The organism is Sphaerotilus sp., assembly GCF_041083715.1.
Classification (GTDB): domain Bacteria; phylum Pseudomonadota; class Gammaproteobacteria; order Burkholderiales; family Burkholderiaceae_C; genus Sphaerotilus.
Genome location: NZ_JBFPGY010000076.1, coordinates 1 through 12090 on the forward strand (window position 1 = coordinate 1; position 12090 = coordinate 12090).

The 12090-nt window shown below is 69.2% G+C and carries 8 protein-coding genes; 3 read left to right on the plus strand and 5 right to left on the minus strand.

The window, feature by feature from the left end; genetic code table 11:
• Positions 1-398, minus strand: a 398-nt coding sequence (locus AB3X43_RS03880; protein ID WP_369428566.1) for a pseudouridine synthase, incomplete at its 3' end; no start/stop codon positions are given.
• A 112-nt stretch (positions 399-510) separates the two neighbouring features.
• Here AB3X43_RS03880 and AB3X43_RS03885 point away from each other — a divergent pair.
• Positions 511-1833: a mechanosensitive ion channel family protein gene (locus tag AB3X43_RS03885; protein ID WP_369428567.1), complete on the plus strand. Its 1323-nt coding sequence runs from the start codon at positions 511-513 to the stop codon at positions 1831-1833.
• Here the strand turns inward: AB3X43_RS03885 and AB3X43_RS03890 are convergent.
• Both AB3X43_RS03890 and AB3X43_RS03895 read right to left on the minus strand, forming a co-directional pair.
• Positions 1802-3670, minus strand: a complete 1869-nt coding sequence (locus AB3X43_RS03890) for a sensor histidine kinase (protein ID WP_369428568.1) — start codon at positions 3668-3670, stop codon at positions 1802-1804. The genes AB3X43_RS03885 and AB3X43_RS03890 overlap by 32 nt on opposite strands.
• Positions 3667-6195, minus strand: coding sequence for a two-component system response regulator (locus AB3X43_RS03895; RefSeq protein WP_369428569.1), 2529 nt, complete (start codon positions 6193-6195; stop codon positions 3667-3669). Before AB3X43_RS03895 ends, AB3X43_RS03890 begins: the two co-directional genes overlap by 4 nt.
• Between AB3X43_RS03895 and AB3X43_RS03900 the strand changes: the two genes are divergently transcribed.
• On the plus strand, positions 6143-8965 hold the full coding sequence (locus AB3X43_RS03900; RefSeq protein WP_369428570.1) for a putative bifunctional diguanylate cyclase/phosphodiesterase: 2823 nt from the start codon (positions 6143-6145) through the stop codon (positions 8963-8965). The two genes, AB3X43_RS03895 and AB3X43_RS03900, sit on opposite strands and share 53 nt — an antisense overlap.
• Here AB3X43_RS03900 and AB3X43_RS03905 read toward each other — a convergent pair.
• Together AB3X43_RS03905 and AB3X43_RS03910 are read right to left on the minus strand one after the other, a co-directional pair.
• Positions 8938-9192: a cysteine-rich CWC family protein gene (locus tag AB3X43_RS03905; protein WP_369428571.1), complete on the minus strand. Its 255-nt coding sequence runs from the start codon at positions 9190-9192 to the stop codon at positions 8938-8940. The two genes, AB3X43_RS03900 and AB3X43_RS03905, sit on opposite strands and share 28 nt — an antisense overlap.
• Before the next feature lie 4 nt (positions 9193-9196).
• Entirely contained in the window at positions 9197-10720 is a 1524-nt protein-coding gene (locus AB3X43_RS03910) for a fumarate hydratase (protein ID WP_369428572.1), read from the minus strand.
• Positions 10721-11092: 372 nt separating this feature from the next.
• Here AB3X43_RS03910 and AB3X43_RS03915 point away from each other — a divergent pair.
• Positions 11093-12090 (plus strand): transglycosylase domain-containing protein (locus tag AB3X43_RS03915; protein ID WP_369428573.1); only part of this gene is annotated, 998 nt, incomplete at its 3' end.

The window sequence follows — 12090 nt, forward strand, 5'->3', positions numbered from 1 at the left end:
GCAGGCTTGCCGAGGGTGTGGTCGACCATCTGGCGCGGCCGGTTCGGCCAGTCGCAGACCAGGGGCAGTGACACCTCGCCGCAGTCGCCGTCCGGCACTCCGGCCACGACCGCGACATAGCGCTTGGCGATGCGCCGCTCGGCGAATGCCGCACTCAGGAGCCGCTGTGCCTGCGGACCGCGGGCCATCAGGAGCAGTCCGGAGGTGGCCATGTCGAGCCGGTGCACGACCAGCGCGTCCGGCACGTGCCGCTGCACCCGTGCGGCCACGCAGTCGGCGCGCTCCGGTCCCCGACCGGGCACGGACAGCAATCCGGCCGGCTTGCGCACGACGACCAGACCATCGTCGATGTGCAGGAGGTCGATGTCGGAGACGGCAGTGAGGACGGGCGTGGTCATCGCTGGATTGTCGCGGCTTCCGTGCGGATGTTCCTGCTACACCCCGAAACGCGCGCAGCCCTGGCTGGCCGGCAGAATCGGCACTCCCTGCGCTACCGATTTCGCTTCCACCATGACCCTTCCTCCCGCTGTCGATCTGCCCACCTTGCTGGCGTCCCTGGCGCGGCCTTCGTCGCTGATCGAGCTGGCCGTCCTGGCAGGCGTGCTGCTGGTGAGCTGGCTGCTGGTGTGGGGGCTGCGCCGTGGCCTGCAGGATCCGCCGGACCGCCGTTCGATCTGGTTCGGCGCCCATCTGGTCGATGGGGTGCTGTTCCCGGTGCTGGCGCTGGCGCTGGCCTATGTGGCACGCCGTGTGCTGCTGGACCTCGGCCAGCCGCTGGCCGTGTTCCGGTTGGTGATTCCGGTGCTGCTGTCGCTGGTGGCGATCCGGCTGAGCGTGCGGGTGCTGCGGCTGGCGTTTCCTGCGTCGGTGCTGGTGCGTGCGGTGGAGCGCACGATCTCGTGGTTCGCCTGGCTGGGCATGGTGCTCTGGGTGACCGGTCTGCTGCCCGCGGTGCTGGACGAACTGGACGACATCCAGTGGAAGGTCGGCGCGCACCCGATCAGCCTGCGCAACGTGATCGAGGGCACGCTGTCGGCGGGCTTCGTGCTGGTGGTGGCGCTGTGGATCTCGGCGGCGCTGGAGGCTCGGCTGCTGGCCGGAGCGGTCGGGGCGCAGTTGTCGCTGCGCAAGGTGGCGGCCAATGTGCTGCGTGCGGCGCTGCTGTCCATCGGGCTGCTGATGGCGCTGTCTGGCGTGGGGATCGACCTGACGGCGCTGTCGGTGCTGGGCGGCGCCCTCGGCGTGGGCATCGGCCTGGGTTTGCAGAAGCTGGCGGCGAACTATGTCAGCGGTTTCGTGATCCTGGCCGAGCGGGCGCTGCGCATTGGCGACATGGTGAAGGTGGCCGATTTCGAGGGTGTGATCACCGACATCACCACCCGCTACACCGTGATCCGCGCGCCGTCCGGACGCGAGGCCCTCGTGCCCAACGAGATTCTCGTCACCACGGCCGTGCAGACACTCTCGCTGGCCGATCGCAATGTGCTGATCAGCACCTCGGTGGGTGTCGACTACGCGACGGACGTCGCGGCGCTGCGGGAGCGGCTGACCGAGGCGATCGCCACCGTGCCCCGTGTGCTGGCACAGCCGGGGCCTGCCGCGCAGCTGACGGGCTTTGGCGCCGATGCGCTGGAGCTGACGCTGCATTTCTGGATCGCGGATCCGGAAAACGGGCAGGGCAATGTGCGCTCCGAGGTCAACCTGGCCATCCTCGATCTGCTGCGGCGCGAGGGCGTCGGCATTCCCTATCCGCAGCGGGTCGTGCACCTGCCTGTGCCGGCCCGGGGCCCCGCGGATGCCGTCAAGGTGCCCGCAGCGGAATCTGCACCATGAACCGGCTGCCCTGACCCGGACTGGTGGCCACCGTCACCCGGCCGCCCAGCACCTGGGTGCAGAAATGGTGGCACAGGTGCAGGCCGATGCCGGTGCCGCCACGGCCGCGCCGGGTGGTGAAGAAGGGATCGAAGATGCGCGGCAGCACGCTGGCGTCGATGCCACTGCCGTTGTCGATCACGGTGATCTCCAGACACCCGCTGTGCGGGTCGATCTGGCTGCACACGCGGATCTCCGCGGGGGCGGCGTGCGGTGGACGCGGGCCGGCGTCCGGGTCGAAGGCGTGCAGCTGCGCGTTGCCGACCAGATTCTCGACCACCTGCCCGAGTGGACCGGGGTAGCTATCGAGCATGAGACCGGGCACAGGTTCGATGTACAGGGCCACGTCTGGGGCCATCTGGCGCGCGTTGAGCAGCCGCCGCACATCGCTCAGCAGGTCGTCGAGCGCGAACACGCGGCGCTCGACGGCCCCCCTGTCCACGGCCAGCTGCTTGAACAGGACGATGACCTGGCCGGCACGGCTCAGACTGTGGTCGACGATGTCGAGCCCGGTGCGCTGGTTGTCCAGCACGGTGCGCATCTGCTGCAGTGTCAGCGTGTCGGTCATGGCGCTGCGCAGGGCGTCGTCCAGCCGCCGTGACATGGTGGACGCCGTGACCTTGGCGCTGCCCAGCGGCGTGTTCAGCTCATGGGCCACGCCCGCCACCAGCAGGCCCAGCGAGGCCAGCTTTTCGGCCTGCACCAGCTCGGTCTGCAGCTGCTGGAGCCGCTGCAGCGCGGCCTCGGCTTCGGCTTTGGCCGTGGCCAGCGCGCGGTGGTTGCTCTGCAGATCGGCCAGCAGTCGCTCGCGTTCGCGCTCGATCTGGCGGCGCCGGCCGGTGGCCCAGGCTGCCAGCACCAGCACCAGTGCACTGGCTCCTCCGCTCTGCCACGCGCTCATGCTGCGCAGCAGCCGGACGGTCTCGGCCGGTACGTGCGCGATGAAATGCCAGGGGGCCGATGCCAGTCGGCCGGGTCCTGGCTCGGTGGGCAGGAAGTCCTGGAAGTGCCACATGCCCTCGGGCCCTTCGCGGCGACCGCGTCCCTGCTCCTGCATCAGTTGCCACAGCTCGGGGTCGGTGAACGGCAGGCCGGGTGTGGCGGCGCCTGCCTCGACCACGCGGCCATCGGGGCCGACGAGCTGGATGGGCTGGATGCCCGCGCTGTCGAGCGCCTGCAGCTGCGCCAGCAGGCGGCGCATGTCCAGCGTCAGCACCACCATGCCGCGCTGTCGTCCGCGCCCGTCGTAGACCGGTGAGGCCGCGTGCAGCCAGACCCCGCCATCGTGGTCGTCGAGCTGCGTGAAGCGGGCCTCGGTGGGCAGCAGGTCGGAGAGCGATTTCAACCACGGACTCGGCGCGCTGTGCCGCAGCCGGGCAGGGTCGATCAGGGTGGCGATGCCGTCATCGTTCTCGATGCGGCTGCGTTCATGGCCGGCTCCATCCACCCAGGCGATGCGGGCATAGGGCCGCGATGCCCGTGCAAACGTCAGCAGCGCCGTGCCGATGGCGGACAGGTTGTCGCCACTGACGGCGGTGGTCAGCGCCGGGTTCTGGCCCAGCACCAGTGCGTCCCGCGAGAGGTTGGAGAGCTCGCTGGTGGTGATCGCCACACTCTGCTCGATCAGCAGGCGTGCGCCATTGCGCAAGGGGGTCAGCCGCAGGTCCAGCAGGCGCAGATAGCTCAGTGCTCCGGCGACGCACACGACGACCACCCACGGCAGCAGCCGCAAGGCGAGTACCCGGAACTCGCGTCGCCACGCGGTCCTGGGCGGTGGGGATGCGGTGTCGGGCTTCAATCTGCCCCAGCAGGCGGGGCCGGAAGGTGGCCGTGGTCGTGCAGCCAGGCAGGCAGCGCCGAGACGGGCATCGGTGCACCGATCAGCAGGCCCTGCGCGGCCAGGCAGCCGCTGCGCACCAGCCACAGACGCTGGGCTTCGGTCTCGACGCCCTCGGCCAGCGACTTCAGGCCGAGCTGGCGTGACAGCGTGACGATCATGCCGGGCAGGGTCTCATGGTCGGGCCGTTGGCCGATTTCCCCGAGAAAGGCGCGGTCGATCTTGATCCAGTCCAGATCGAAGCTGCGCAGGCGGGCCAGCGACGAGAACCCTGTGCCGAAATCGTCCAACGCGATCTCGAAGCCGATCTGGCGCAGCCGGGTGAGCTGCAGCGTGGCGCCGTCCGGGTCGAGCATCACGGCGCTTTCCGTCACCTCCAGCTCGATCGCGTCGGGCGGCACACCCGCGTCGGCGCACTGGTCGGCGATGTCCTGCGCCAGCGTGGGTGCGGAGAGCTGCAGGGCCGAGAGGTTGACCGCGATGCGCAGGTGGCCCAGCCCCAGGGCCTCCAGCACCCGCCAGGCATGGCAGGACTGCTGCAGCACCTGCGTGAACAGCGCGGTGATGTGGCCGGAGGCTTCGGCCAGTGCGATGAAGGTGACCGGTGACACCTCCTGTCCGCGCCGGTCGGTCCAGCGCGCGAGGGCTTCGAACCCCTTCAGGTTGCCGTTGTCCAGCCAGACCTGCGGCTGCAGCGCGATGTGGATCTCGCCTGCGCGCAGCGCCTCGTGCAGCGCCTGCCCGAGCCGGTAGTTGTCGCGTGCCGCGGCTTCCATGCCGGGTCGATAAGCGACTTCCTGGCCCCAGCCGCGCCGCTTGGCGTCATTGAGCAGGTAGCGCGCGGTGGACAGGGTCTCCTCGGGCGGGCCGCTGAACAGCGCCAGATCGACCCGGGCGCCGGTCAGGTGCAGCACGGCCGAGAAGTGGCCATCGCTCACGGTGAGGCCCTCGCTGCGGTGGCGGTGCAGGGGCGTGTCGAGCTGGTTGCGCGGACCGAGCAGGGCGAAGGTGTCGTTGTCCACCCGCGCGACCAGCACCTCCGGGCCGGCCTCGTCGCGCAGCCGCTGCGCCAGCGCCTGCAGCAGCCGGTTGGTGGTCTCGAAGCCGAGCATCAGGTTCAGGTCAGAGAACTGGTCCACGTCCTCGAACTGCAGCACCATGGTCGACAGGCGCTCGCCAGCCGCGTGCATCATGCGCAGCAAGCCGTTGCGGTTGGGCAGCTCGGTCAGCGGGTCGTGGTAGGCCAGCCGGTCGAGCTTGGCGATCAGCTCCAGCCGGTGCATCTGGGCGCCGACATTGGCCACCAGCAGCTGCACCATTTCGGTCTCGTTGGTGCCGGGCGGCTGGCGCCGTGGCATCCACAGCGCGAACAAGGTGGCCAGGTCGAGCGGGCCGCCGCTGCCGGTGGACAGCGCCGAGGACGGATGCAGCGGCATCAGCAGATCCAGCGCGTGGGTCGCCGCCGTGCCGGGATCGGTAGACGGTTCGATGTGGCTGGTGAGCGCCTGCTCGATGCGCAGGACCTGGGCCGGATCGTTCAGCTCGTCGAGCGGACAGCCTTGCAGTTCCGCGAACCGGCCGGTCGCGCCGATGACCAGCGCCGCGGTGGTGTGGGCGGGCCACATCACGACCAGACCTTCACTGGGCATGTCCAGCAGCCGGGCGACATCCACAAGCAGCCGCTGGCTCAGGCTGGTCAGATCGGGCACGTGGCTGGCGCCATCGACCGCGGCGAGCAGCTGTTCGAGCTGGCGCCGGGTGTGCAGTGCCTCGCGGATGAACTGGTGGCTGCGCAGATTGGCGTTGAGGATGGCTTCGAGTCGGTCGCTGTCCAGCTCGGTCTTGTGCCAGTACTCGTTGACGTCGAGATTGCGCATCACGTCGCGCATCGGAGCCATGCCGGGCTGGCCTGTCAGCAGCACGATGCGGATATCGCGACGGCCCATGACCTCCCGCACGTGGCGCACCAGCATGAGGCCATCGTCGTTGTCCTCCATCACCACATCGAGCAGCAGCAAGGCGATGTCGGGGTGGGCGACCAGCAGGGTCCGGGCCTGGGCGGCGCTGCCCGCCTGCAGCAGGGTGATGTCGTGGTCCTGGAAGCGGTAGCCTTCCAGCGCGAAGGCCATCGACCTGCGAAAAACCGGATCATCATCGACAGTCAGAACCTTCAGCTCGGAGAGGTCGACCGGGTGGTGTGGCCGTGCCGGTGTCGAATCGGCAGGGGAAGCGGGAAACGTCAAGGTCAAGTACGACTCCGGGCAATGCCTCATGCAACGCAGGCGGGCAGGGCCACACGCCCCTCGGCCGCAGTCTGTCTCAGGCTCTGTGACTTGGCAATTACTCAAGGCTGATGCCTGGGTGCCGATATTGAAAACACTGGTTCCAACGCACCGCCTCCTAGTGTCTGCCAACCCGGTCGATCCATCTTCCTTGCCTGCTCCGAAGGCCCGCCGGTTGCTGCGCAGTCCGCTGGCCTGGCGCATCGGTGTGTCGGTGCTGCTGGCGGTGGCGCTGCCGCTGCTGGTGTTGGCGTTGCTGGGCGCGCAGGTGCTCGAATCGCTGGCGCAGCGCTACGAATCGCGCGAGCGGATGATGCTGGTGCGCGGTGTCGCCCAGCAGGTGGGCACCCATCTGGGGGATGCCGTGGCGCTCATGGCGACCTGGCCCGGGACTGCGCCGCCCGGGGAGCCGGGCGTCGATCCGGCCGATGCCGGCCTGCGTGCACGACTACCCGGGCTGGGGCTGCGTTTCCGCCAGGCTGCGCTGGTCGATGCCAGCGGACAGCTGCGCTGGTCTTCGGGTGGGTGGCCTGGTCCGCTGGCCGAGGCGGTCCTGGCGCTGTCGTCGCAGGCCACCCACAGCCAACTGCTCGCGCAGGAACGCAACGGCCAGCTCCAGCTCCTGCTCGCCCAGGCTGCCCGGCCCGACGGCAGCCGCTGGCTGGCCGAACTCGCACCCGATGCGCTGTGGCGGCCACTGGCGGCGGTGGATGCGTCGATCTACTGGTGCGTGCAGAACGCACAAGGGTTGCGCCTGCACTGCCCGACGCCACGCAAGGCAGCGGCCAGCGGCCAGCTCGCACTGGTCGATGCCTCGATCGCCGACCGGGTCCACACAGGCTGGGCGCTACCGCTCGACGCCGATTTTGGCGCCGGTGACTGGCAGTTCGACATGGTCCAGGTGCGCTCGGTCGCGGCGTCTTCGGCCCTGTCGCTGACCGGGCCGCTGGTGGGCGGAGCACTCTGCGCACTGTTCGGGGTGCTGCTGGCCAGCGGTTTGCTGATCGCACGCACGCTGGATCCGCTGCGGCGTCTGCGCGAGGGAACACGCCAGATCGAGCAGCGTGCGCCGGGTGTGCGGGTGGATGTGGCCGAAGGGGATGAATTCGGTGATCTGGCGCAGGAGTTCAACCAGATGGCGGCGGCCATCGACGGTCAGTTCCGCTCGCTGGAGCTGCTCGCCTCGATCGACCGGGACATCGTGGGCCACCGGGCCGTCGACGAGGTGTTCCGGCGCGTGCTGATGCAGGCACTGCCCGGGCTGGGTGCGGCGGTGATGGGGTTGGCGCGGGTCGAGTCCGAGCGGGTGCCGCGCCTGCATCTGCAGTGGAACGACGAGGCCTTTCCGCGCAAGGTGCGCCGCAGCGTGCGGGCGCTGGTGCCGGCGGAAGTGCAGGCGCTGGAGGCAGTGACCGCCGATACGGCGTGGCCGCCGAGCGACCTGGCGCTGGCGTCGTCGTGGTGCGCACCGATGCGCCAGGACAAGGATCTGGCGCTGCAGGCCTTGCCGCTGCGCTGGCAGGGCCGCACCCACGGGCTGCTGCTGCTGGGCTGGTCAGCCACCTCGACGCCGCAACGTGAGCGCGAGGCGGGCGAGCTGCGCGACCGGCTGTCGGTGGCGCTGGCCGCGCACCAGCGTGAGCGCGAACTGACATGGCAGGCCCGCCACGATGATCTGACCGGCCTGCTCAACCGCAATGGCTTGCACCAGGAACTGGACGCGCTGCTCGCGTCGCCCGAGGGGGCTGCGCCGGGCACCACGGTACTGGCGGTGCTGTTCATCGATCTGGACCATTTCAAGACAGTCAACGACAACCTGGGCCACGGGCTGGGGGATGAACTGCTGCGCCAGGCCGCCGAGCGGCTGGAAGCGAGCGCGCCGACCCGCGCGGTGGCGGCACGGCCGGGGGGTGACGAGTTCGTGCTGCTGCTGCCGGGTGCCGGGGCCGAGGCAGCGACCGCCGTGGCCGGAGCCGTCTGCCGGCGCATGGCGGTGCCGTTCATGCTGAGCGGCAAGGAGCATTTCCTGGGGGCCAGCATCGGCATCGCGCTGGCGCCGGTGCATGGCGACACGCGCATCGATCTGCTGCGCCATGCCGACATGGCGATGTACACCGCCAAGGACGCCGGGCGTGGACGCCACGCCATGTTCGAGGAGCCGCTGGATGCCCGTCTGCTGGAGCGCAGCTCCCTGCTGGCCGATCTGCGCCAGGCGGTGGCGCGCAAGGAGCTGGTGCTGTTCTACCAGCCCCGGATCTGTGTGGCGGATGGCAGCATCGTGTCGGCCGAGGCGCTGATCCGCTGGCGGCACCCGACGCGCGGGTTGCTGGCGCCGTCGGTGTTCATTCCGCTGGCCGAGGAGTCCGAGCTGATCGAGGTGATCGGCCAGTGGGTCATCCAGGCTGCCTGCGCCCAGCTGGCCCGCTGGCGGCGCGAAGCGGTGCCGCTGAAGCGCCTGTCCGTCAACGTCTCGCCGCGCCAGTTGCAGTCCGGCCGGCTGATGGACGATGTCGAGGAGGCGCTGGTGCGGCATGGCGTGCCGTGGAGCATGCTGGAGCTGGAGGTGACCGAGAGCCTGCTGGTCGGCGATGCACGCTCTGCCAGCGAGCAGCTCGGGCGGCTGCGCGAGCGGGGCGTGCTGATCGCGCTGGACGATTTCGGCACTGGCTACTCCTCGATGGCGACGCTGCGCAACCTTCCGATCGATGTGATGAAGGTGGACCGCGCCTTCGTGCAGGATCTGAATGACGATCCGTCCGCGCTCGCCGTGACCCGCGCGATCCTGACGCTGGCCCAGGCGCTGGGCAAGCACACGGTGGCCGAGGGCATCGAGACGCAGGCCCAGGCGGACACCCTGCGCCAGCTCGGCTGCGACGAGTTCCAGGGCTTCCTGTTCAGCAAGGCGGTGCCGGCGGCCGAGTTCGCGGCGCTGTGCCGCTTCTCGGCTCAGCAGCCGGTGGCAGCGTCTGGCTGAGCGTGTTGCGCGCCCGCTTCGGCGCAGGTGCGGCAGATGCAGGCCAGCCCGCGCTGCGCCGCCGGCACACGGGCCAGCACCTCGGCCGGGATCCGCAGCGTGGTGCACCAGCAGGGGCTGTCGAACGAACCGGACACCGCGGGTGCACAGCCGTTCGGCCCGCCGCACAGCGGACAGCCCGTGGCGGGCAGCGGAGAGGTCAGCCGTTCGCGCACGGGCTCGTGCATGGCGTCACGCCTCGACGACCGGGATCTTGCCGATCTTCGCCTGCCAGAGTTTCGGGCCGGTGATGTGGGCGCTGGTGCCGCCGGCATCCACTGCCACCGTCACGGGCATGTCCACCACGTCGAACTCGTAGATCGCTTCCATGCCCAGATCGGCGAAACCGACGACCTTGGCGGCCTTGATCGCCTTGGAGACGAGGTAGGCCGAGCCGCCGACCGCCATCAGGTAGGCCGACTGGTTGTCCTTGATCGCCTGGATCGCGACCGGCCCGCGCTCGGCCTTGCCCACCATCGAGATCAGGCCGGTCTTCTCCAGCATCATGCGGGTGAAGCCGTCCATGCGGGTCGCCGTGGTCGGGCCGGCCGGTCCCACCACTTCGTCGCGCACCGGATCGACCGGGCCGACGTAATAGATGACACGGTTGGTGAAGTCCACCGGCAGCGGCTCGCCCTTGGCCAGCATGTCGGCGATGCGCTTGTGCGCGGCGTCGCGGCCGGTGAGCATCTTGCCGTTCAGCAGCAGCGTGTCGCCTGGCTTCCAGCTCGCCACTTCGGCCTTGGTCAGCGTGTTCAGGTCGACGCGCTTCGACTTGTTGTAGTCGGGTGCCCAGTGCACGTCCGGCCACAGGTCCAGGCTCGGCGGGGTCATGTAGGCCGGGCCCGAGCCGTCGAGCACGAAGTGGCCGTGGCGCGTGGCGGCGCAGTTCGGGATCATCGCGATCGGCTTGGAGGCGGCGTGTGTCGGGAAGGTCTTGATCTTCACGTCCAGCACGGTGGTCAGGCCGCCCAGGCCCTGCGCGCCGATGCCGAGCGCGTTGACCTTCTCGTACAGCTCGATGCGCATCTCCTCGAGCTTGTTCTGCGGGCCGCGCTCCAGCAGCTCGTACATGTCGATGTCCTCCATCAGCGCTTCCTTGGCCATCATCACGGCCTTCTCGGCGGTGCCGCCGACGCCGATGCCCAGCATGCCCGGCGGGCACCAGCCCGCGCCCATCGTCGGCACGGTCTTGAGCACCCAGTCGACGATGTTGTCGTTCGGGTTGAGCATGTACATCTTGGACTTGTTCTCGCTGCCGCCACCCTTGGCTGCGACGATGACGTCCACCTTGTCACCCGGAACCACTTCCATGTGGACCACGGCCGGCGTGTTGTCCCTGGTGTTCCTGCGGGCGAAGATGGGGTCATCGAGCACCGAGGCGCGCAGCACGTTGTCCGGGTTCAGGTAGCCCTGGCGCACGCCCTGGTTCACGGCATCGGCGATCGAGCCGGTGAAGCCTTCCCACTTGACGTCCATTCCGATCTTCAGGAACACGTTGACGATGCCGGTGTCCTGGCAGATCGGGCGCTTGCCTTCGGCACACATGCGGCTGTTGGTCAGGATCTGGGCGATCGCGTCCTTGGCGGCGGGTGACTCCTCGCGCTCGTAGGCGCGGGCCAGGTGGGCGATGTAGTCGGCCGGGTGGTAGTAGCTGATGTATTGCAGCGCGGCGGCGACGCTTTCAACCAGATCGGCTTGGCGGATGGTGGTCATGACGGGTCTCTCGACGGATCGCCCGGCGGGCGGATTGAACGGGTACGTGAAAGGCTCATGCGGAGGCGGATCCGCGATGCTGCACTTGTCGACTTGCTGCGAGTTTACTCAAGGGGGTGCTCCTGCCTGCCATGGGTGCGGGTCAATCGTTTCAAGAGGCTGCATTGACCAGCTTTTCAGTTTCAGGCGGGAGTGTCGATACGATAAGCTCCCAAAAGGTCCGGGTGCTTGCCCCGGGAGATCCACAAGAACATTCAGGTACGTGCTCTGTCCATGACTCCAGGCGACACCGGGAACCGACCGTCGGCTGCAAGCGCCCTCGACGCAACCTCTGCTTCCACTGCCGGCGCCGACGCACCGGACACCCTGCCGATGCACTTCTCCGAGGAAGCGGACCGCAGCGTGCCACCCGCTGTCTCTCCACCGACACCCCGCCGCTGGCCGTTCACGCTGGCCAAGTGGTCCACCGGCCTGGCGGTGGTCGCCGGGGTGTCGTATCTGGCGCATGTCGAGATGCAGTCGTCGACGCTGCAGTCCCGCTTCTTCTCCGACTGGGCGGCGAAGCTCGGGTACGAACTGAAGCCGCAGGCGGCCACTGGCAGCCGCTACCCCAAGGCCGGTCCGAGCGACGAGCGCATGGGCTATTCGCGCCTGCCGGATTTCCTCACGAGCCTGACCGGCCGCGGCTACCAGGTCGTGTCGCAGGCCCAGCAGTCCGCGGCCCTGCAGGACTTCATGGCCCGGGGCTTCTTCCCGCCGTATCCGGAGAAGGTCCAGACCGGGTTGACCTTGTCGGATTGCCGTGGCGAGCCGCTGTTCCGCTCCCGTTTCCCGCTCTACACCTACGAGCGCGAGCAGGACATGCCGCCACTGGTGGCCCAGACGCTCGGTTTCATCGAGAACCGCGAGGTGCTGGACACCGCCGAGCCGCGCCACAACCCGGCCGTCGAGTGGACCCGGCTCGGCAAGGCCGTGCTGGACCAGGCCGTCGCCGTGGCCCACGAGGACCACGCTGCCGCTGGCGGCAGCACGCTGGCGACCCAGACCGAGAAGTTCCGCCATTCGCCCGAAGGCCGCACTGCATCGGCCAAGGACAAGTACTACCAGATGGTGTCCGCGTCGGTGCGCGCCTACCGCGATGGCGAGGAGACCTTGGCCGCCCGCCGCCGCATCCTGCAGGACTACCTCAACAGCCTGCCGCTCGGCGCCCAGAAGGGCTGGGGCGAGGTGCACGGTGTCAACGATGGCCTCGCCGCCTGGTACGGCGTCGATGTGAACGCGTCGAACCGGCGCCTGCGCGAGCCTGGCGAGCAAGAAGCGGGGCTGCAGGCGCGCGGGCTGGCGTTCCGCCAGGTGCTCAGTCTGATGAT

Excerpts from the sequence above, each read along its gene's own strand:
- AB3X43_RS03895 (WP_369428569.1), bottom strand. The coding sequence starts at position 6,195 with ATGCGCCAGGCCAGCGGACTGCGCAGCAACCGGCGGGCCTTCGGAGCA.
- AB3X43_RS03905 (WP_369428571.1), bottom strand. The coding sequence starts at position 9,192 with ATGCACGAGCCCGTGCGCGAACGGCTGACCTCTCCGCTGCCCGCCACG.
- AB3X43_RS03910 (WP_369428572.1), bottom strand. The coding sequence starts at position 10,720 with ATGACCACCATCCGCCAAGCCGATCTGGTTGAAAGCGTCGCCGCCGCG.
- AB3X43_RS03885 (WP_369428567.1), top strand. The coding sequence starts at position 511 with ATGACCCTTCCTCCCGCTGTCGATCTGCCCACCTTGCTGGCGTCCCTG.